General features: G+C 41.5%; 21 protein-coding genes. 15 read left to right on the forward strand and 6 right to left on the reverse strand.

Annotated elements, in window-relative coordinates:
- The first annotated feature begins 112 nt into the window (after positions 1 to 112).
- The 5 genes from ureG to nadA all read left to right on the forward strand — a co-directional run bounded on the left by ureG (position 113) and on the right by nadA (position 5,146).
- Complete coding sequence (gene ureG / locus XEN7305_RS21520; RefSeq protein WP_006511634.1) at positions 113 to 727, forward strand: urease accessory protein UreG; 615 nt, start codon at positions 113 to 115, stop codon at positions 725 to 727.
- Positions 728 to 799: 72 nt separating this feature from the next.
- Complete coding sequence (locus tag XEN7305_RS21525; RefSeq protein ID WP_006511635.1) at positions 800 to 1,138, forward strand: hypothetical protein; 339 nt, start codon at positions 800 to 802, stop codon at positions 1,136 to 1,138.
- Between the two features lie 484 nt (positions 1,139 to 1,622).
- Positions 1,623 to 1,778, forward strand: coding sequence for a hypothetical protein (locus XEN7305_RS29385; RefSeq protein WP_006511636.1), 156 nt, complete (start codon positions 1,623 to 1,625; stop codon positions 1,776 to 1,778).
- 229 nt (positions 1,779 to 2,007) lie between these two features.
- Positions 2,008 to 4,038, forward strand: a complete 2,031-nt coding sequence (locus tag XEN7305_RS27895; protein ID WP_006511637.1) for a YegS/Rv2252/BmrU family lipid kinase — start codon at positions 2,008 to 2,010, stop codon at positions 4,036 to 4,038.
- 148 nt (positions 4,039 to 4,186) lie between these two features.
- Entirely contained in the window at positions 4,187 to 5,146 is a 960-nt protein-coding gene (nadA, locus tag XEN7305_RS21535; protein WP_006511638.1) for a quinolinate synthase NadA, read from the forward strand.
- A 76-nt stretch (positions 5,147 to 5,222) separates the two neighbouring features.
- Here nadA and XEN7305_RS21540 read toward each other — a convergent pair whose 3' ends face one another.
- A complete protein-coding gene (locus tag XEN7305_RS21540) occupies positions 5,223 to 6,914 on the reverse strand; it encodes a SulP family inorganic anion transporter (RefSeq protein ID WP_006511639.1) in 1,692 nt (563 codons plus the stop codon).
- A gap of 447 nt (positions 6,915 to 7,361) precedes the next feature.
- On the opposite strand from XEN7305_RS21540, the gene XEN7305_RS21545 reads away from it, so the two are divergent.
- The 3 genes from XEN7305_RS21545 to XEN7305_RS21555 all read left to right on the forward strand — a co-directional run bounded on the left by XEN7305_RS21545 (position 7,362) and on the right by XEN7305_RS21555 (position 8,482).
- Positions 7,362 to 7,571, forward strand: a complete 210-nt coding sequence (locus XEN7305_RS21545; RefSeq protein WP_006511640.1) for an NblA/ycf18 family protein — start codon at positions 7,362 to 7,364, stop codon at positions 7,569 to 7,571.
- A gap of 191 nt (positions 7,572 to 7,762) precedes the next feature.
- Positions 7,763 to 8,218, forward strand: a complete 456-nt coding sequence (locus tag XEN7305_RS21550) for a hypothetical protein (RefSeq protein ID WP_006511641.1) — start codon at positions 7,763 to 7,765, stop codon at positions 8,216 to 8,218.
- A 33-nt stretch (positions 8,219 to 8,251) separates the two neighbouring features.
- On the forward strand, positions 8,252 to 8,482 hold the full coding sequence (locus XEN7305_RS21555) for a DUF433 domain-containing protein (RefSeq protein WP_006511642.1): 231 nt from the start codon (positions 8,252 to 8,254) through the stop codon (positions 8,480 to 8,482).
- A 186-nt stretch (positions 8,483 to 8,668) separates the two neighbouring features.
- On the opposite strand, the gene XEN7305_RS30080 is transcribed toward XEN7305_RS21555, so the two are convergent.
- Entirely contained in the window at positions 8,669 to 8,791 is a 123-nt protein-coding gene (locus tag XEN7305_RS30080; protein ID WP_255325076.1) for a hypothetical protein, read from the reverse strand.
- A 260-nt stretch (positions 8,792 to 9,051) separates the two neighbouring features.
- On the opposite strand from XEN7305_RS30080, the gene XEN7305_RS21560 reads away from it, so the two are divergent.
- Complete coding sequence (locus tag XEN7305_RS21560) at positions 9,052 to 9,951, forward strand: alpha/beta fold hydrolase (protein ID WP_006511643.1); 900 nt, start codon at positions 9,052 to 9,054, stop codon at positions 9,949 to 9,951.
- Entirely contained in the window at positions 9,944 to 10,792 is an 849-nt protein-coding gene (gene rsmA, locus XEN7305_RS21565; protein ID WP_006511644.1) for a 16S rRNA (adenine(1518)-N(6)/adenine(1519)-N(6))-dimethyltransferase RsmA, read from the forward strand. Before XEN7305_RS21560 ends, rsmA begins: the two co-directional genes overlap by 8 nt.
- A gap of 88 nt (positions 10,793 to 10,880) precedes the next feature.
- Here the strand turns inward: rsmA and XEN7305_RS21570 are convergent, their stop codons facing one another.
- Positions 10,881 to 11,906 carry an AI-2E family transporter gene (locus tag XEN7305_RS21570; RefSeq protein WP_006511645.1) on the reverse strand — a complete coding sequence of 342 codons (1,026 nt, stop codon included), beginning with the start codon at positions 11,904 to 11,906 and terminating at the stop codon, positions 10,881 to 10,883.
- Between the two features lie 206 nt (positions 11,907 to 12,112).
- On the opposite strand from XEN7305_RS21570, the gene XEN7305_RS21575 reads away from it, so the two are divergent.
- Positions 12,113 to 13,621, forward strand: a complete 1,509-nt coding sequence (locus XEN7305_RS21575; RefSeq protein WP_006511646.1) for a UbiD family decarboxylase — start codon at positions 12,113 to 12,115, stop codon at positions 13,619 to 13,621.
- Between the two features lie 112 nt (positions 13,622 to 13,733).
- Here the strand turns inward: XEN7305_RS21575 and XEN7305_RS21580 are convergent, their stop codons facing one another.
- Together XEN7305_RS21580 and XEN7305_RS21585 are read right to left on the reverse strand one after the other, a co-directional pair.
- Positions 13,734 to 14,228: a DUF427 domain-containing protein gene (locus XEN7305_RS21580; RefSeq protein WP_040899011.1), complete on the reverse strand. Its 495-nt coding sequence runs from the start codon at positions 14,226 to 14,228 to the stop codon at positions 13,734 to 13,736.
- A gap of 19 nt (positions 14,229 to 14,247) precedes the next feature.
- Positions 14,248 to 15,606 carry a hypothetical protein gene (locus tag XEN7305_RS21585; RefSeq protein WP_006511648.1) on the reverse strand — a complete coding sequence of 453 codons (1,359 nt, stop codon included), beginning with the start codon at positions 15,604 to 15,606 and terminating at the stop codon, positions 14,248 to 14,250.
- 248 nt (positions 15,607 to 15,854) lie between these two features.
- Between XEN7305_RS21585 and XEN7305_RS21590 the strand changes: the two genes are divergently transcribed.
- The 3 genes from XEN7305_RS21590 to XEN7305_RS21600 all read left to right on the forward strand — a co-directional run bounded on the left by XEN7305_RS21590 (position 15,855) and on the right by XEN7305_RS21600 (position 18,520).
- Positions 15,855 to 17,576, forward strand: a complete 1,722-nt coding sequence (locus tag XEN7305_RS21590; protein WP_006511649.1) for a hypothetical protein — start codon at positions 15,855 to 15,857, stop codon at positions 17,574 to 17,576.
- Between the two features lie 99 nt (positions 17,577 to 17,675).
- Complete coding sequence (locus tag XEN7305_RS21595) at positions 17,676 to 18,098, forward strand: YeeE/YedE family protein (RefSeq protein ID WP_006511650.1); 423 nt, start codon at positions 17,676 to 17,678, stop codon at positions 18,096 to 18,098.
- Positions 18,095 to 18,520, forward strand: a complete 426-nt coding sequence (locus XEN7305_RS21600) for a DUF6691 family protein (protein ID WP_006511651.1) — start codon at positions 18,095 to 18,097, stop codon at positions 18,518 to 18,520. The genes XEN7305_RS21595 and XEN7305_RS21600 overlap by 4 nt, the downstream gene beginning before the upstream one ends.
- A 25-nt stretch (positions 18,521 to 18,545) precedes the next feature.
- On the opposite strand, the gene glcD is transcribed toward XEN7305_RS21600, so the two are convergent.
- Complete coding sequence (glcD, locus tag XEN7305_RS21605) at positions 18,546 to 20,027, reverse strand: glycolate oxidase subunit GlcD (RefSeq protein ID WP_006511652.1); 1,482 nt, start codon at positions 20,025 to 20,027, stop codon at positions 18,546 to 18,548.
- A gap of 221 nt (positions 20,028 to 20,248) precedes the next feature.
- On the opposite strand from glcD, the gene XEN7305_RS21610 reads away from it, so the two are divergent.
- Positions 20,249 to 21,553 (forward strand): ABC transporter substrate-binding protein, encoded by a 1,305-nt coding sequence (locus tag XEN7305_RS21610; RefSeq protein WP_006511653.1) that lies wholly within the window; start codon positions 20,249 to 20,251, stop codon positions 21,551 to 21,553.
- Positions 21,554 to 21,555: the final 2 nt, after the last annotated feature.

Raw genomic sequence — 21,555 nt, forward strand, 5'->3', positions numbered from 1 at the left:
AGGTGTTAGGTGTTAGGTGTTGGGTGTTGGGTAAATGGGGAAAGTCCTAGCTTAAAGCCCTACTTTCGGGAAATAATAGAAAAAAATTGGGAACTTAATCTGTTCAAATTTGATGAAAAAATCAGCAGCGAGATTGGGTATTGGTGGCCCTGTAGGCAGTGGCAAGACGGCGTTACTAGAATGTCTGGTTCCTTTGCTAATTAAAGAGGGATTGGAAGTTGCGATCGTCACCAACGATCTATTGACAACAGAAGATGCCGATCGCCTCAAGAATAAAGGAATCTTACCTCCAGAAAGAATTATTGGCGTCGAGACGGGAAGCTGTCCCCATACGGCAATTCGCGAAGATCCTAGTATGAACTTACTGGCAATTCAGGATCTAGAAATACTTTACCCGCAACTAGATCTAATCGCGATCGAAAGTGGTGGCGATAATTTAGCATCGACCTTTAGTTACGACTTGGTAGATGCTTATATTTTTGTGCTTGATGTTGGGGCAGGAGATGATATTCCTCGCAAAAATGGCCCTGGTTTTGTCCAGTCAGATTTAGCTGTAATCAATAAGATTGACATTGCACCTTATGTTGGAGCAGATTTAGAATTAATTCGTCGAGAAGCCCCGCTTTATCGTCAAGGAAAAGCGATCGCCTATACCAATTGCAAAACTGGAGAAGGTTTAGACAGCGTAATGCGTTTTATTTTAGAAAAGCTATTATTTGTAAGCTAAAATACTACGATGACTTTTACAAGAAATATCTAGAGCATTTATTTTAAGTCTAAAATTTCACCTGCAATTTTGATGCTAACCTATTCCAAAGAATCCGCTCAACTCGAAAAAGCTGCCCAAGAAGAACGCAAAAAGCAAGAGCGACTACGCGATGTTTTATTGTTATTGCAACAATTAGTCGAACGAGAAGAAATTACCCTAAAGCTAATTATTGACTGTCTTTATGATGTAGGGACGATCAATATTATCAATAAAAAATATCAGAATAGACCAACAAATCGTTTCCTCAAAGCGATCGCCCGGCTGTCGAAACCTGTCTTAAGAGCGGTAGCTTTGCGCTGGGTAAAAAAGAACTTACCGACCTTATTGACCGATTGGCTAGAAGGCAAAGTATCATTCAACGACGAGTAAAAACGTGATCGCGTTTCTCATGTTCATAAGATACATTTTGCTGTTACCTATTCCCGATTCCCGATTCCCGATTCCCGATTCCCTAAAGCATATCCTTATGTATCCCACTAATTAGACAAGCGCTATAACAATTTTATTCTAAAACATTTCTTAATTAAGATAAGTAACTACAATTAATAAAGATATATCAACTTTTACTGCTTAGTTTTAAAGAATATTCTATTTTCTAATATTAAGAGAAATTATTCTCATCTTGCTTGTTACAATCACCTCATAGGTTTCTATGACACAGCAAATGCATAGTTAACAATAGTTGAACTAGTGTCTATAGTGCGAAATAAGTGGTAAGTAATATGTGGTGTTTATTGATTTGTAGATTTGTTTAATTATTACTAACTCCTCGCTTATTTGGGCCTGGAATTGCTAGTTGAACTTTTCAGTTTATCTTTACAACAACGAAAATATAAGTTTGGAGGGTTGAATTATGAGAGGCGGAATGGTTTGGCATCCTGAAGAGGGAGATCAAAAAGTTAATCAATATCTCGATAGTACTAATCACGCACCCTATGCAGTGATTGCAAGCATAATGTTGATTGCAATATGTGCTTTTACTGGATTAGTTTTAATGGGTACTTTTTAAACTTTTTAATAAAAAATTATATAGATAAATCAGTGGTGGAAGTAAGTTGAAACTGCTGATTTTTTTTGTTTCTTTTCTTGTTCAATGCACCCTAACCCCAAAATACTCCCACCTTCGGGTCGGAAAGCACATCAAAAAATCTTCTTGCCCTAGAATATTAGCACCTCACCAAAAAGCAAGCTCTGAGCCAACCTAGCAATTACAAAACCTACCAGCAAGCAATATTAAGATGCAGAGATTATCTTTCGAGAAAAATCATATCTGGGCCAAGATCCTGCTCCTGGCCCACGAAAGTCAAACATCAAAACTGCTGAAATTAGTCCAAGAATATGAAAACATACTCTGCCGTTATCATCTGGTAGTCCCAGCTCAAATTGCTAGCCGACTACCTCAAAAACTCAAGTTATCGATTCAGCCCCTTGAGCTTAATCAGCTTGAAGCCGAAGTAGAATCGGAAAATATGCTAGCGGTGATCTTTCTCATCGACCCAACCCAGAACGATCTTTCAATTCCAGATGTCACGGACTTGTCTCGCATTTGTAGCTCTCGCAACATTCCTTTCGCCAGCAATCTAGCAACAGCCCATCCCATTATCAGATCTTTAGTCCCAACTCGGGTGGCTCATCTTATTTTTAATCCGATCGCTGGACAACGCAATGCCACAGAAGATTTATTGAAAATCCGGCAAATTCTCGCTCCCTGGTTACATCTTCACGTCCATCTGACAACCCGAGAGCTGGATGCTGACCAATTGGCACAACAGGCGATCACAGCTCAGCCAGACCTAATTATTGCCTCTGGGGGTGATGGTACGGTGTCCCTCGTTGCGAGTCAGATGATAGGCTCTAGCATTCCGTTAGGAATCATTCCTCGGGGGACGGCAAATGCCCTATCCCTGGCCCTGGGAATTCACACAACGATAGAGGGAGCATGCCAACTAATTATAGCTGGGACAACTCGTCGCTTGGATGCAGCCCATTGTAATCAGCATCTGATGACTTTATTGGCAGGAATCGGTTTTGAGGCAGAAACTGTCGGAAAAGCTACCCGAGAACTGAAAAACCAATGGGGAGTATTGGCTTATCTGATAGCAGGCTGGAAGCAAATGGGACAGCAAGAATTAATTACTACTGAGCTAGAGATTGAGGAAAAACTTTATCAATTTCAAGCCTTTGCGATTACGGTGGCCAATAGCGCGCCTCCCACGTCAGTTCTGGCCCAGGGGGTTGGAGAAGTAGTTTTTGATGATGGTTTGTTGGATATTACGATCATCACGGCCAAACAAGCTCTACAACCGACTATTACCAGTAAGCTACAAACAGCCAGATATTTAATGAATTTATACGGCTCGGCCCTCATCAGGACTAAAGCCGAGTTGCCCAACCTTTATCACTTCAGGGCAAAAAGCTTAAAGCTGACCACTTCATCCCCACAAAAAATCGTGGTAGATGGGGAAATGGTTGGCACTACTCCCCTAGAAGTGAGCTGTCTCCCAAATGCATTGACTGTTTTTGCTCCTGCGAAGCATGATCCTTCTAAGCTAGAAAATATAGCTAGTCTCTGGGTTAGGAAGGTATCTCCGAGTTTATCAGCCCTGATTGCTACTTTAGGATTAGGAGGAATCTTGGGAGTTCCGCTCTCTCTCTGGGGCATTATAGGAATCGCAACAACTCTACTACCTGCTAACACTGAAGCGATCGAGAACCAAATTATTTGGTACATCCAGCAGTGGATTCCTCCTTTTTTAGAACAAGTAATTATTTCCATTAGCATTCTCGGCAATGGAGAGGTAGTAATACCAGGCTTTTTTATTCTGATTAGCTTGCTTTTGTGGCAACGCAACTACTGGAAGACTGGAATGTTGCTCCTAGCTTTTTTCGGGGCTTGGATTATTAATCATGAGTTGATCTTACTTTTTAAGCAGACTCGACCCTATTTAAGACCATTGTTTACAAGTGATGGCGCCGCAAATATTCTCAGTAACAATTTTCTTCAGGGAACAGTGCTCTACGGGGCGATCGCCTATTTATTAACTCTGCGTTTTCCGCAAGTTACCCACTGGATTTACAGTGGCGCAATACTTCTCGTTGGAGCAATTGGTCTGAGTCGCATATCTTTAGGTATCCAGTGGCCCCTGGATGTTTTAGCTGGTTGGAGTGGAGGTTTTCTGTGGCTAAGCATTTGTATTATTTTACTGCGATTGAAAAACATTCGTAGCTCAGTTAAACAACGCCAAAAAACAATGATTATTCAGAGGTAATTATGGAGAGAAAAACTATCAAGAAAACCACAATTTGTTTTCAAACTGAAGTTGACTAATAGCTAGTTACTGGTAAAATGGGCTACAATATTTATGGTAAAAGTAACTATAATTTAACAACTGTTAACAATCAGGACCATTTGCGATCGTGTTTCTCTCTGCCCCTCCCAAACCCCAAAACAACCTTCCCCGCGACTTGTTCAAAGCAATATCCGAGCTAAAAAAAGAACTAAACGCCGTTGTACTAGCTCACTACTATCAAGACTCTGATATTCAGGATATTGCTGACTATATTGGGGATTCTCTCGGTTTGTCTCAACAAGCATCTAGTACCGATGCCGATGTAATTGTGTTTGCTGGGGTGCATTTCATGGCAGAAACCGCAAAGATTCTTAACCCTCACAAACTAGTATTACTACCCGATTTAGACGCTGGCTGTTCCCTCGCCGATAGCTGTCCTCCCGCAGAATTTAAAGCCTTCAAAGAAGCTCATCCTGGTCATATAGTTGTTTCCTATGTCAACTGTACTGCCGAGATCAAAGCCATGAGCGATATTATCTGCACCAGTTCCAACGCCGTTAAAATAGTTAAACAAATTCCTGAAGATCAACCAATTATCTTTGCCCCAGATCAGAATTTAGGTCGCTACGTCATGGAGCAAACAGGCAGAGATTTAGTATTGTGGCAGGGGAGCTGCATGGTACATGAAACCTTTTCCGAAAAGAAAATTGTCCAACTACAAGTAGAAAATCCTGAAGCTGAAGTTATTGCCCATCCCGAATGCGAATCTTCTGTGCTGCGTCATGCCAGCTATATTGGTTCGACCACTGCCCTACTAAAATATTCTCAAAATAGCGATATTAAAGATTTCATCGTTGCCACAGAGCCAGGAATCATTCATCAGATGGAAAAAGCGGCACCAAACAAGCATTTTATTCCCGCTCCACCAATCAATAACTGTGCTTGTAATGAATGTCCTCATATGCGCTTAAACACTTTGGAAAAGCTATATCTGGCAATGAAAAACAAAACTCCAGAAATTACCTTACCAGAGGATATCCGCGTTGCTGCCTTTGAGCCCATTCAAAGAATGTTGGAAATGTCCTGAGAAACATGAGTTCGATGAGTAAGTTCTGAATAAGGATTTGGGGATTTGGGGATTTGGGGAAAAGCCTATTACTTCGTTAATTTTGCTCCAATGGCAACAGCTCTACTTCCGAACCGTTAGGGTCAAAGAACATCGAGATCACATTCAAAGCAGAATAGCAACTAGGTAAGAAATTCTCCTTTGGCAGCGTTTTCTGCACCCGAAATCTCCTTAACCTCTCTTTTACTTGGCCTTGAGCTCCCACAATGAAAATCTCGCCCTGCCCTTGGCGACGAGCTGTTTTGATTTCAGCTTCAATCGTCATTGCAGCAGTTACTCCGACCAACGGCACATCACTCAAATCTAGAATTAAAGCGTCATAATTTTGCCCCATGTGAAAAGCGATAGTTCTTGCCGCACCATAGCTCATGGGGCCACTCATCTGAACTAAGATTACTTGCCCTAGATCTTGGCATTGCAGGAAAAGTTGTCGCTCTTGAGGTGTCAATAAGATTTTGGGATCTTCATCAGGATGAGTAACGGCTCTAACCTGGGCAACTTGAATGCTGGTTAGACGATGAATTGTCAAAATATTGGCCACAAAGGCTCCGACGACAACTGCTGTCACTAAATCTACAAATACAGTGAGGAAAAGAACACCATAGGTGACCAGGGCCGCTCGCATAGATACCTGACATACTCGCCACAAGAAGCCCCAGTCGATGATTTTAATACCTACTTGAATTAAAATACCAGCTAACACCGCATGGGGAATTTGCGCTGTGGTTTCTCCTGCCCATAGCACGATACACAACAAAATTAGGGCATGAAACATTCCTGATAGGGCTGTGCGTCCTCCTGCTTGCACATTGATTACCGTACGCATAGTTGCCCCCGCACCGGGCAGGCCACCAAACAATCCAGATAATAGATTGCCGATTCCTTGACCAATTAACTCTTGTTCGGAGTCATGGCGAGTACGGGTGATATTATCGGCAACCAAAGAGGTTAATAAAGAATCTATCGCCCCTAAAGTTGCTAGCATCAGACTATAGCTAACGATATCTCTCATCTGATTGAGATTCAGTCGGGGCAATTGTAATTGGGGAAAGCCCTGGGGAATCTCGCCAATGCGGGCAATATCACTATCGGGAAATACTAAAACTGAAATTAAGGTGCAAACAATCAGCGCGACCAGTGGTGAGGGTACAATTTTCGATAGTTTTCCCGACCAACCGAACACAATTGATAGAGTTAAAATGCCTAGCCCAGCGGCTACTGGATGAGGATTAGCTAAGGCTTCGGGTAATTGCTGTAGTCCCGCAATCACACTGCTTTGGCCTGGATGACCTAATAAAGGGGCAAGTTGCAGCGCCACAATGATGACCCCAATCCCCGACATAAAGCCAGAAATCACGGTATAGGGCATCAGGGTAATGAACTGCCCTAAGCGCAACATCCCGAATAAAATTTGGAATGCACCACTGAGCATCACAGCGGTAAATGCCATTGCGATACCACTTTCAGGATTCTCAGCGATTAACTTGCTAAACACAGTTGCCATGACCACAGTCATCGGGCCGGTTGGCCCAGACACCTGAGATGGTGTGCCACCGAACAAAGCAGCAAAGAAGCCTGTAAAGACAGCTCCATAAAGACCTGCGATCGCACCTGCCCCTGAAGCAACGCCAAATGCTAAAGCTAAGGGTAAAGCCACTATGGCAGCGGTTAGACCCCCGAATAGATCTCCCCTCAGATTATTAAACTGTAAGCGGCCAACAAGTTGCATAATATCTCAGTGACAAAGGGATTGAGCCGATGCAATATCAAATTAATTGCTCAGTCATTATAGCAATTAAGATAGTAAATAGAATTGCAAAGTCCCAAATTAGTTTAAATCCCCAACTTGAGAATATTATGTATAAAAAAGTACATTTTGCTTGGGAAAAAGACTAATGATCATAAACAAAATCTTATGCTTCGAACTAGTGTCGCTTCGCGGAAGTAATAAGTAATAAGTAATGAGTAATAAGTCTTGATAGATAGCTTATTTACGCCCGCGTTCACTAGTTGCAGAATTGGTGCCAGCATTGAGGTTGAGTATAGTCTAATAGCAGCTACCAGCAGCTGATTCCATTATCCAAGCTACTAGTTTTCGGAAAATACTACCCTTGGTGGAGTCAAGTTTTTTTAATATTTGTTTACAATGTAGGTGAAGTAATCAAAAGTAGTAATTATGGATCAGTTAATAAGCAATCTTTCTGTAGAGCAAAAGTTCAGCCACAGGGTATTTAGCGATCGCGTACAAGACTTATCCCAAAAACAGGCTCAAGACTTGCTAGTGCAGATGCACCAACAGATGTTGATTAAAGATAATCTCTATAGAGAACTATTTTTGAGCCAAGAAAAAGATATTGTGGACTCTTTGTTTGGGTCAAACAAGTAATTTTTCTTAAAGTTAATCAAGTTTTATAATATTTTCCACAAGCAGGCAAAGCTGGGAAATAGACGAGAGGTTTGCCCATTCTTCGCGATCAGCCAAAGGCTCTCGACAAGGATATAGAATAAAAAAGGAAACCCTTTCCGACAAAGAACGTGGTTTCCCAAAATTCAAAAATTCTGGTCATATCATAAATCATGACAGCCATATCTGACACAGATATTCAACAACTTAAAGAACTTATCAAGGATAGTTTTAGTCAATTAGATAGGAAAATTGACAATAAGTTTAATGAGTTGGATAGAAAAATTGATTCGGTTAAGGCTGAAATAAAACAAGAAATGGCTGAGTTTAAGGGAGAGATAAAACAAGAAATAGCTGAGGTTAAAGGCGATATAAAACAAGAAATATCTGAGGTTAGAGGCGATATAAAACAAGAAATATCTGAGGTTAAAGGCGATATAAAACAAGAAATAGCTGAGGTTAGAGGCGATGTGAAAACCATTGATGCTCGAATTAAAACTATCGAAACTTCAGTTCAGAAAATACCAGAAATCACTGAGAAATTTGGAGAGTTAAAGAATTGGCGACAGATAGCATTTATTATCATTGCAGCGATTGTTGGCTGGTACGCTAGAAGCGGCAAACTTTGAAGAGGAAATAACGATTTAATCTATTGAATAATTATGAGCTATCGCGATCGCATTACCATTGAACCAGATAAGCGAGGTGGGAAACCCTGTATTCGCCGGATGCGAATCACTGTTTATGATGTTTTGGGTCGGTTAGCTGCGGGTATGTCTCATGAGGAAATTTTAGATGATTTTCCTGAATTGACAGAAGAAGATATTCGGGCTTGTTTGGAATTTGCTGCTGATCGCGAACATCGTTTAGTTGCTTCGGTAGGTGTCGTTTGAAATTACTTTTCGACCAGAATTTAAGTCGTAAGTTGACAAAAGGTAGTTTAGCTGCGTTGTGGAAATGCCCCTACTAAACAAGTTGAAGTGATAATTCGCTCTGGAAAAGAGGCAATTCAAGAACTTTTAAATAATCCTAATCTTCATTGTTTGGAGTTGCATTAGTTGAGAAAAGGATTTTAACATTTAATTTTTCTCAGTGTTTCCTTTAGTAAAGAAGGGGTTGACAATGGCGATCGCCTCTTCACCAGACAGCAACCAAATCATCAATGAAATTCCCCACCCCAATGAATTAGTTATCTTTTCCATGATCTCAAAGAGGTTCAAGCTTACAGAATTAGAGTAGTTTTAGTGAATTCTTAGATAATACCTGATTATTCGCTATTAAACTTCTGCCCTCTGCCCTCTCTCTTGGTGCGCGTTCCCTAGCTCGGTCGGCGTTCCCTTGCGGATTAAAAATTCCGCGGGTTCCAACCGCCTGTAAAGGCGAGGGGTCGCACCGCTGCCTTCTGCCTTCGTTTAATGTAAACTAAAAAGAAAAAACTTTACTTAACTTAACAATATACGAAATGCAACTATTGGAAACTGCGCCCGCTATTGAAGGCAACTATTGGCAATGGCGAGGAAACTCAATTTACTATGTGCAGGCAGGAGAAAAAAAGACAAATCGACCGCCTTTACTCCTAGTTCACGGGTTTGGTGCCTCGACTGACCATTGGCGCAAAAATATCGCGCAACTTCAAGAAGAGTTTCAAGTTTGGGCAATTGATTTACTTGGCTTCGGGCGATCGGCAAAACCCAATCAAGAATATAGTGGGCAACTCTGGTGCGAGCAACTTCATGAGTTTATTACCGAAGTGATTGGGCAACCAACAGTTCTCGCTGGCAATTCTTTAGGTGGTTATGCGGCTCTTTGTGTCGCGGCAGAAAAACCTCAATCGGCTGCGGGGCTAATTTTACTTAATAGTGCGGGGCCTTTTAGCGACCAAGAACCCAAAGTTGAGCCCAAGGGAATTAAAAATATCATTGGGAAAGTAACTCGCCGAGTTTTATTACAGCCTTTGCCCAGTTACTTGTTGTTTCAGTATGTGCGGCGTCGTTCTGTAATTCGCAAAACTCTCAAGCAAGTTTATCTGGATCATAATGCAGTTAGCGATCGCCTGGTAGAAGATATTTATCGTCCTTCCTGCGACAAAGGAGCTCGACAAGTATTTGCAGCGGTGTTCAAATCGCCCCAAGGCAATAAGATTGATATTTTGCTGAATCAGATGAGCTGTCCTCTGTTAATGTTGTGGGGAGAAGGAGATCCTTGGATGAATACCAGGGAAAAAGGCGCGAAATTCCGTCAATATTATCCCCAGCTCACAGAATATTATCTTCAAGCTGGTCATTGCCCCCATGATGAAATTCCTGAGGAGATTAATAAATTGATCAAGTCTTGGGTCTTAGCAGAAACCATTAATGGATAAACAGTATAGTTCTCGAACAAAAAAGCGTTTTGGTCAACATTGGTTACAAAGTGATCGTGTGTTAGACCAAATTGCTAATGCTGCTGAGTTGAATAGTAGCGATCGCATTTTGGAAATTGGCCCAGGAACAGGAGTTTTAACTCGTCGGTTACTTGGCTCTGTCGATTCGGTCTTAGCTGTAGAAATAGATAAATATTTATGTAAAAAGTTAACCAAAAAATTTCAAGAATATCAAAATTTTTTGCTGTTACAAGGCGATTTTCTGGCTTTAGATATTCCAGAATTGGTGAAGCCTTTTCCTTTGTTTCAGAAGCAAACTAAAATTGTTGCCAATATTCCCTACAATATTACGGGATTGATATTAGAGAAATTATTGGGCAGTATTTCTCAGCCTAATACCAAAGACTACGAGTCTATTGTTTTATTGATTCAAAAAGAAGTTGGAGATCGCCTAACAGCAAATCCCAGTACTAAAGAATACGGTGCTTTATCTGTCAGAATTCAATATTTAGCGAGTTGCGAGAAAATTTGTGATGTGCCAGCAAAAGCCTTTTATCCACCACCAAAAGTAGATTCGGTAGTGGTAAGATTGCGGCCACATACGCTGAGTAATCCCGCAGAAAATGTTCGTCAGCTAGAGACTTTGGTGAAATTGGGATTTTCTAGTCGTCGTAAAATGTTGCGCAATAATTTGAAAAGTGTGATTGAAGTTGATGACTTAAATAATCTACTAGAAAAATTAGATATAAATCCTCAAAGTCGAGCTGAAGATTTAAGCTTAGAAAATTGGATTAGCTTAAGCAATAGCTTTCCCTGTGCGGAAGTAATAAGTAATAAGTAATTAGTTTCTAGTCTTTATTTTCGAGGTATTTTTTCCTTCTGCCCTCTGCCCTCTGCCCTCTGCCTTCACCCCGTCAGGGACTTTTGACTCATCTTTTCCTTTCCTTCCATGTATCCAGAATATCTTTAAAAATAGCCTCCTCCAGCCAGATTTTACTAACCACCGTTAGGGGCAAAGCAAGGATTAAACCCATAAGGCCAAAGGTTCTGGCAAAGAAAATTTGTGCTGTTAAGGTAACAGCAGGAAGCAGAGAAACCTGTCTAGCCATGACCGTAGGAGATAGCCAATAAGTTTCAAGATTCTGAATTATAAAATACCAAACCAATACGCCAATAATTTTCCAAGGTTCTTCTAAAATCGCGATCGATAAGGGAAAAATAACACTAGTAGCTGGGCCAATATTGGGAATAAAGTTGAGTACCCCGGCAATTAATGCGTGAACTAAAACTAACTTGACTTGCAAAAGAGCCAACCCAATTCCGCTAGAAATTCCAATAAATAGACAATTTATGGAAATACCCCGCAGCCAATTGCCTAATGCCGCTTCCGACTTGGACAAAATATCATCAGCACGTTTACGGTAAAAAGAAGGAAACAGAATCAAAAAAGCATTCCGATATCTTTGTGGGCTAAGCAACATCATGATAGTTAAAACAATTACCAAAAATAATTGCAAAAAAACTGTCAAAGAATCGGAAAAGACATCGAAAAACCCGCTTAGCAATTCGTGTAATGCAGGCAGTTGAGCTAATAATTCTTTTATTGTCGGGAAATTGGGAAAATAATCAGGCAGTTTAGCTTCGAGTATGGTTAATTGAAAATTGATTTTGCTCCAAACCCTCGGCAATTGTTCAATCAGTCTTTGTAACTGTTGACTGAAGGGTGGAACTACCAACCAGATGAACAAAGTGAGAAAAATTAGAACAGAGCTGATAGCGCAAAAAAGAGCCAATTGACGAGGTAGTCCTTTCCTTTGCAACCATTTGACTAAGCGATTCAGTGCCGTAGCTAAAACCACAGCAGTAAAAACTAATAGCAGTAGGGCATGAATTTGCCAGAGAACATATAGGGAAAGAATTAAACAAACAAAACCAAACCACTGACCAAGATTCATTTTTAACTGGGTTTTGCGATTACGCAGTACGAGGCTTCGCCTGACTGAGCATGATTCAGAAAAAGAATTATATTTACTAGAATACAGTCTCTGACTGAATAAAGGTCAGCAAAATTAGTTTTTAAACAGAGAATATTTCTGGCCCCTTTCCCAAGCAAGCGCGATCGGTTCATAATGAAGAAAGTGAACTTTATATTTCTTAACTTATGGCCAGGGACTTACGGGGATTTATTGAAATCTTAGAAGAGAGGGGACAACTCAAACGCATCAATGCTTTAGTAGATGGGGATTTGGAAATAGCAGAGATTTCTAATCGCATGCTCCAAGCCGGGGGCCCTGGATTGTTATTTGAGAATGTTAAAGGCTCACCTTTTCCTGTCGCAGTGAACTTGATGGGTACTGTAGAACGAATTTGTTGGGCAATGAATATGCAGCAACCCCAAGAGCTGGAAGAGTTGGGCAGTAAGCTCGCTATGCTGCAACAACCCAAACCACCCAAGAAAATTTCCCAAGCTGTAGATTTCGGGAAAGTTCTTTTTGATGTAGTCAAAGCCAAACCAGGAAGAGATTTTTTTCCAGCCTGCCAACAAGTAATGATTGAAGAAGAGGATTTAAATTTAAACAAAATTCCCATGATTCGTCCCTATGGGGGGGATGCGGGGAAAATTATTACTCTGGGATTAGTGATTACCAAAGATTGTGAAACTGGTACTCCGAATGTGGGGGTCTATCGTTTACAGTTGCAATCGAAGACTACCATGACTGTTCATTGGTTATCGGTCAGAGGTGGGGCGAGACATCTGCGCAAAGCTGCTGAAGCCGGGAAAAAATTAGAAATCGCGATCGCACTGGGAGTTGATCCCCTAATAATCATGGCGGCAGCAACCCCAATTCCTGTGGATTTGTCGGAATGGTTATTTGCTGGCTTGTATGGTGGCAGTGGAGTGAAACTTGCCAAATGTAAAACAGTAGATTTGGAAGTTCCGGCGGATTCGGAATTCGTTTTAGAAGGCACAATCACCCCAGGGGAAGTATTGCCGGATGGGCCGTTTGGTGATCATATGGGATATTATGGCGGCGTCGAAGATTCTCCTTTAGTGCGTTTCCATTGCATGACACATCGCAAAAAACCTGTGTATCTGACAACTTTTAGCGGTCGTCCGCCCAAAGAAGAAGCGATGATGGCGATCGCGCTTAACCGGATTTATACACCCATTTTGCGACAGCAAGTCTCAGAAATTGTCGATTTCTTCCTGCCCATGGAAGCCCTAAGTTACAAAGCAGCTATTATCTCGATTGATAAAGCCTATCCTGGACAGGCCAGAAGAGCTGCCCTCGCTTTTTGGAGTGCTCTACCCCAGTTTACCTATACTAAATTTGTCATTGTGGTGGATAAGGAGATTAATATTCGCGATCCTCGTCAGGTAGTTTGGGCAATTTCGTCTAAGGTTGATCCCGCTCGTGATGTCTTTATTCTCCCCGATACTCCTTTTGATACCCTCGATTTTGCCAGTGCCAAAATTGGTTTGGGGGGAAGAATGGGCATTGATGCCACCACCAAGATGACTCCGGAGACAACCCATGAATGGGGGGAACCGTTAGAATCTGATCCTGGAACCGCAGAGATGGTTTCTCGACGCTGGAAAGAATATGGCTTGGGAGATATTGATTTATCAGAGGTGAATGCTAATTTATTTGGCTACGACATGACATGAGGTGTGTTGCTTGGTAACCCCGTCGCTTTAGCGCGGGGAGGAAAAGCCGCTTAAACGGCTTAAGCCGTGAGTAAAGAGCATCTACAAATGATATAGATGTAGTTAAGTATCATTACCACCAGCGCGTTCCAGGTTCGCCTTTAAATGGTCCGACAATATCTTTGGTGATCCAGCCTCCATAATAATCTCCAGGTTGGGGTGTTACTAATTCATCGTTAACGTAACAAGCATCCATCAGACTGGCATAAAAACCATAGTATTCTTTAATCGGAATGAAGTTAGAACTAGGCTCGAAAAAACGCCAAGCACCATGAGTAACCTGTCGCTCACCCAGATTAATATTATAATAACCACACCAACCCTTCCATTCGCAAAAAGTTTTACGAGCTGTTGGAATTAGATATTCTAATTTGATATCTTCAGGAGGAAAGTAATAGGTAGGAGGATGACTCGTTTCTAAAACTCGCTTACCTTGTTTAGTGTCGGCAATAACAACATCATTAAAAATAACTCGAAGATGTTTATCTGTATCTTCTAAAACGGCAGGACGAGGATAATCCCAAACGGATTCTTGACCTGGTTGTGGTGGCATAGGAGTAGGCTTCATTGTTTATAATATTAGACTTCTATAATTGCTCTTTAATTTTACTAAATATCCAATCGGGAATAGCATGTTCAGTTATATAAACTCGATCATATTTTTGTTCTATTTCTTGCCAATTAATAGAATGATCAGATAATATCTCCTGTTTAAAGATATTTAGAGCTTTTCCCGATAAGCCCTTTTCTAAACATTTTTTCATCGCCAATCGACTTTCATCAACTTCGCCAATACATTCAAAAGGAGTATGCTTAGCTAAACCTAGCATTTGTCTAAAAATTGGTATTAAATCTTCATCGTCAAATAAATTTTTCTCAAATACTACATTTACAGATTGAGGCTCAAAAGCTGCCATTAAACCTAACCATACATAAGCACATTTAGGGCATTTTTTACACCAAGGTTTTTTGATATTGCAAGAATGAATTTTCGGTAATACTTCTGGATATTGACTAAGATTTTTGAAGATGCGAAAGTCATAAATCGGCTGTAAGATACTAAAATAAGTAAAATTGGCTAAAATATTATTTTGAATAAAATCATTTAATAACTTTTCTGCTTCATGACTTTTTCCCCATTGATGATTTACTTCTTTGCCAAGTTTTTCCCAGAAAAAATTTCCTCTATTAGCACTCTTTTCATGAGCCAAACTTAAATATCTGTAGCCCTCATTTAGCATTATAGGCAAGCATTCAAAGATAGAAACTGGTGTTTCTGGAACTGTGATTCCTGAATTTTTGGGAAAATATAACCCCAGTAAAGGATAGTCAATAAAGTCATCGTAAATAGAAATTTGATGTTTCTTAACAGGATTCACATATTCTAATACTTCAGAAATCAAATTATGTTGGAAATCTGCCTTCCCATAAATACTATGGGAGTATTGTATTGAGGCAAAGGGAAGATTTGCTTCTTCAAGCATTTTCAGGGCTACAATACTATCTTTTCCCCCACCACAGCCAGCAAGTACGGTAGAGTTATCTTGAGCTAGGTAGATGGGGTTACTTGCTCTTAAACTAACTCCTGGATAGACAATTTCAGGTCCAATGTATTCAGTTACGTTATTTTCATACCAATGTTGAGCAAACACTCCTTGATATATATTGGCAAATAACTCTAAAGCTGAATCACTTAAGTGTTCTGCGATAATACTAATATCATAGTATTTGGGAAATAGAGAACATAGTTTCATGCCCTCGAAGAAGGCAATATAGGCAGCGATTTGATTAATTACAGTTTCAGAATACTTGGTGGTAAGTAAACTAAAAGATACATCATGGTAAAAAACTTTAGTAGAAAAGTTGAAGTTATCTACACCATAAATAATATCTAAATGATGTTCATGAATGGTTAATTGATTAATTATAATAGTTTCAATCTTCATTATTCTTAGCTTGGTCAAATGGAGGCAGGAGTTGAAAGGCAGAAGGCGGGAAGTTGGAAGAGGTTTCTCACTACTCACAAAAATAATAGTTAATACTTAATACATGCGAATGTAAACAATTATGTTATGCAACTGATTCGCAACACAAAATATCTGTAAAATACCCTCAATAGTCTGATCAAATAATAAATTAAAGAGTTTTATTTGTCTAGCTTAATCTTTGATTGGTTTAAGTGGAGGGGAAATCAATGAAAAATTTTAAATTTAAAACTCAGGCAGTTGCGATCGCAATGCTGGCGAGTATGTTCTCCATTAGTTCGACGGTTGCCGAAAGCGATGGCTATGAGATCTGGGGTTCTGACCAATCAAACTCGGTTTCTAATGTCGATTCACGGGGCGTGAGCGGTAGTTGGCTCTGGATCTGGGACAGCAAAGATGTTGAGACACAGCTTAAAGATGGGGAAGCGGCCGAACCTATAGGTTGTGATGGAAAGAACATTGCTGGAGAAGGGCCTTGCAATCTTTACGATGTTTTCCCTTCAACCCTAATGGAAAATAGTTCTAGTGGCCCCACTGGTAAGAGTCTAAGTGAACTGTCGGGATTTGGACGTCTCCATGGAATGTTGAGCGATCCCCAAAACCTCTATATGAACGTCAATATATTTGCCCCTGATGGTGGTTATATTGGGATTATCGATGGCGAAACAAAAGAAGCAGTAGCTTTATTTAGGGTGACAGGAACCAATATTGGTCGTTCAGTGCATATGTCCTTCTGGAATAGTGATGGCAGTGCCTTATTAGTTGCCAATCTTCATGGAAAAGTGCTCGAACGTATTGACATCGAACGGGATGGCAATGGCAAAATCACCAGCGCCACGTTCAATCAGTCGGCATCCTTAGGAGTGGGCAAGGAAATGACGATTACCGATGAAGCAAAGGTTTATCTGGGGACCAATGGTCAGGGAAACCCTATGCTGGGAAATATCTCAGGTAGTTATGAAGAAGCTGATTTTGGCAACTTGACACCCAACGGTATCTGCAAAGAAAACGAATGCACTGATAATTCTAACGAGACACCTGCTGGTCGGGCGAATAACCTTATTATCTGTCCGATTACTTCCAATAATGACCATGCTTATATTACCTTTGGTGGTGGTGGTCTTTTGATTGCAGATATTAAAACCACTCCGATGCAGATTATTGCCGAATATGATAACAAAACCATTAACGGTGCCGGCTGTGGTGGAGTTCAAGTTGGCAATGAAATGTGGTTAAATGCAGGAGTTTCTGCCTCTAAAGCAGGTGCTACTCAGTCAACCTTTACCATGTACAGCATTGACGATTCTCAGTTGGGCAAAACCGCCAATGCTCTCAACACGCCTAGTCCCACGGTGATTTTCAAGGATTCGACGAATACGACAACCATTGGTAACGATGATGGCAACTCGAACGAGAATCTGACTGGACAGCTACCAGGTACCACTACTCGTCGTGATGCCCATGGTATGGCACGCACTTTGTCTGGTTCCCATATCCATAATGTCGATCGCATCCAAAATAATGTCGAGGTTTTTGATACCAAGACCCTGACACGCACTACCTATGACTTAACCTCGGCAGATGGTCAGGGTAACGGAGTGGGCCCCTGCGCTCAAGCTTCAGTTACAGATGACCCTAACCTGCCCCAAAATGATCCAGCGCCAGATCTAATCGAGAACACCCCAGATGGAAAATATCTTGTAGTTGCCTTACGCGGGCCAATTCCTGTCTCCGTTGCCCATGCAGCCCAAGGCAGTTGCCCTGGTGTTGGCATTATCGAGCTTCTCGATGGCGGAGCCTCTGGACGTTTGGTGGGTGTGCTGCGAACTACAAATATTGTTGACAATTCGCCAATGAGCGCACCAGGAGGTCACGAATATACAGGGAGTGAACATAGTGACATACATGGTGCATCAGTGCGCAAAAAATAGAGATGGGTTGGTCTATGATGGTAAAACTTGCTCCATGAATATCTTTCATGAGTGAGTTTTGGACCTTCAATTACTAAAATAATTTGCAATGTAATTGTGATGACAGAGTTTAATTGGATAGTAGCTTTGACTGGTGGGATATTGATTGGCCTGAGTGCCACTGTTTTACTTGCTTTTACTGGTCGGATTGCGGGGATCAGTGGCATTGTCAATGGAGCAATTCGATTTAAACAGCCAGTTCCTTGGCGTTGGTTCTTTATTTTGGGGATGCTACTAGGTGGTTTATTTTATAAAACTGTCCTATTTCCTGAATTGGCAATGTCATCATCTTTGACTCCCTGGCCAATGCTGCTGGGAGGTTTATTAGTTGGCTTTGGCACCAGAATGGGAAATGGTTGTACTAGTGGTCATGGAGTATGTGGTCTAGGTCGATTATCTTTCCGCTCCTTGATTGCAGTTATCACTTTTATGGCTACAGCTATCATTACAGTCTGGATTACTCATCACTTATTAGGGTTATGAAACAAAATTTGGTTGCCCTATTTTGCGGTCTGCTTTTTGGTTTGGGGTTAAGTCTCTCCCAGATGATTGATCGCGATCGCATTTTGGGGTTTTTAGACATTGCGGGGAATTGGGACTCGACCTTATTATTTGTCTTAGGTGGTGCGGTTGGCGTTACGGTGATAACTTTTCGTTTTGTTTTGCGTTTACGCCAGCCCATTGGGTCAGAAAAATTTTATTTGCCAACTAATACCACTGTTGATCGAGCTCTAATTATCGGCGCTGCCATATTTGGGATCGGTTGGGGAATTGCTGGATACTGCCCCGGCCCGGCAATTACTGCCTTGGTGATCGATCCAGCCAATCCAGCTCTTTTTTTAGCGGCTCTGATTATCGGCTCTTTTCTTAGTGACAGGATAAGTCTGTTAGACAAGCATAAGTAGCTTTTATACTATTTTTAGTACAGCTTCAATACAACTGTGCACCTTTAACATTTGCTGTTTTTTGGGCGTTAGCTCTTTCCCCACAAGTGCGGGGAGTTGGGAACATTTTGCCAGGGTTAGCCAGTCCTTTGCTGTTGAAAGCATTGCGAATATAACCCATAGTTTCGAGATCAATTTCGTTGAACATATAGGGCATATAGCAATTTTTATCTGACCCAATACCATGTTCTCCCGAAAGACTGCCGCCCGATTCCACACATAATTTGAGGATTTCTCCTCCCAGCTCTTCTACCTTGGCAAATTGCCCTGCTATTTTATTGTCATAAAGAATCAAAGGATGGAGGTTGCCATCCCCGGCGTGGAAGACATTTGCTATTTTAAAGCCATAGCGATCGCCTAAGACATTAATTTGTTGCAACACCGAAGCCAACTTGGTGCGGGGAATCACCCCATCCTGGACAAAATAATCGGGACTAATATTTCCTGCGGCGGCAAAAGCTGATTTTCTGCCCTTCCAAAGTTTCATCCGCGTCGCTTCATCATTGGCCCAAGTAATATTCCTTGCCCCATTATCGCGACAAATTTGAGCGGCTTTATGTTTATTGGATTTTACTTCTACGGCCAACCCATCCAATTCAATTAGCAAGATAGCTGCTGCATCAGTAGGGTAACAACCAGTCTTGACAGTTTTTTCCACAGCATTAATCGTGAAATTATCCATAATTTCCATGCCTGCCGGGATAATTCCCGCACTAATAATTCCGGCCACTGCCGCCCCAGATTCTTCGATGCTGGGAAAATCTGCTAGTACGGTACAGACTGCTTCCGGTCGTTTCAGAATCTTGAGAGTGACTTCGGTCGCAATACCCAAAGTTCCTTCGGAACCCACAAAAACCCCCGTCAGATCATATCCCGGCATTTCGGGAACCATGCCCCCAACATCGATAATAGAGCCATCTGCTACTACTAGTTTTAGACCTAAAACATGATTGGTCGTGACCCCATATTTAAGACAGTGAACTCCCCCTGAATTCTCGGCGACATTACCCCCAATGGAACAGATAATCTGACTGGAAGGATCGGGAGCATAATAAAATCCGGCACCACTGACGGTTTGAGTCACCCAATTGTTAATAATTCCTGGTTGTACAGTAATACGATGATTTTCCAGATCAATATCGAGAACCTGTTTCATCCTCGCTGTCACAATCAAAACACAATCTTCTATCGGTAGTGCTCCACCAGAAAGACCGGTTCCTGCGCCTCTAGCTACCCAGGGAATATCATTGTCGTGACAAATTTTGACTACTGCGGCCACTTCTTCTGTCGTGCGGGGCAAGACGGCAACTCCTGGGCGTTGACGATAGCTAGCTAAACCGTCACATTCATAGGTCAGTAATTCTTGTTTACGACGAACTACCCCATCTTTCCCAATGGCAGTTTCCAATTGCTTGATAATCGGTTGCAATTTATCGGTTTTAGGAGAGAGGAGGTTGCGAAGAATCATTTACTTATTAGTAGAGGTTGCCTTCTTCGATTCTACAATTTTTATTGATATTTCTTTTGCTCCTCAGTTATTTTCTGAAATTCAAGGCTCTAAGAAGTAACAATAAGTAATACTTTACGACTGTATTATGGACATTACTAGTAAATAGCGAATAGCCTTGAATGATTGTAAATCTATAGACATTAGATAGGGTTATTCTATCGAATGAGCCAATCAACTTCATGAGGTTTTTGCTTTCATTCCTTGATCTCAAACAATGTAATTTTTTACGATCTCGTAAGATTTTTTTTAAGGCGAGACTGCTAACGGCTTGGTACTTACTAGCATCAGCTTGTCTCCTCACTGGCTGTCGGGGCAATGCCTCTTCATCCACCCCTGGTGTTACCCCAAATACGATTCGCTTAGGTTCGGTATTAGTGCTTCAGGGACAAGATGAAGCCCTTGGCAATGGGATGCGTCTGGGACTCGAATCTGCTCTGGTGGGGGAAAAAGTGCAGGGGCGATCGCTAGAAATTACCTTCAAAAATGATTATTACGAACCAGCTAGTGCTCGCAAAGCAACGGAAGAATTACTCGAAGCCCAAGATATTTTTATTGCCCTCGGCAATGTCGGCACACCAACTGCCCAGGTAACACTACCAATTTTGGCACAGCAAAATATTCCTGCTGTGGGTTTTTTTACTGGGGCCAAACTATTACGAGAAGATGCAAGAGGGCCTATTGTAAATTATCGAGCTGGCTATGGTCAGGAAATCGCGGCTGTTGTCGAAATGGCGATCGCCGCAGGTGTGACTCCTGCTGAAATTTGTGCCTATGTCCAAAACGATGGTTACGGACTCGATGCCCTCGAAAATCTCAAGCAAATTCTGACCAAGCTCGGAGCCAGTCAGGATATTATCAAGCGCTACGAAAAGATTTTGTCAAGTAATGGCGATCGCAATAACCTGGGGCCTGTTGGGGTTTACACTCGCAATACTCCCTATAGCAGGCCAGGATATGACTCCTTAAAAAAATGGGAATCTGAGGGTGGAGTCGATTGTAAACTTGTAATAACCGCAGCTACTTATCGCAATTTGTCTTACTTTGTGGGAATGGCTCGCTCCGAAGGTGAAAATTGGCTGATTTCTGCTCTTTCATTTACCGGTGCCGATGAACTGCGCTGGGATCTCGAAGAATATAATTTACTCGATGGTGTGATCTTAACTCAAGTTGTTCCCTTATTAAGCGCCAACTTACCCATTGTTGAGGAGGCCAAAACTGCCCTCAAAGAAGAGTTTGGGGTGATTTCTTTAGAAGGTTATGTCCTAGGCAAAATGCTCCTGAAAATTATGAGAAATGTTCCTGGAGAAATAACCCGTGAAAATTTTCTCGCTGAGGTGTCCCAGTCAAAATTCGATCTGGGAGGAATTACCATTGACTTCACCGACGGAGATAACCAGGGATCTGATCTAGTGATCGTCTGCAAACTCACATCGGAAGGATTTTCTGCCATGAGTCTCGCCGATTTTACCTCCATTCTCCAGTAATT

This window comes from Xenococcus sp. PCC 7305 (assembly GCF_000332055.1).
GTDB lineage: Bacteria > Cyanobacteriota > Cyanobacteriia > Cyanobacteriales > Xenococcaceae > Xenococcus.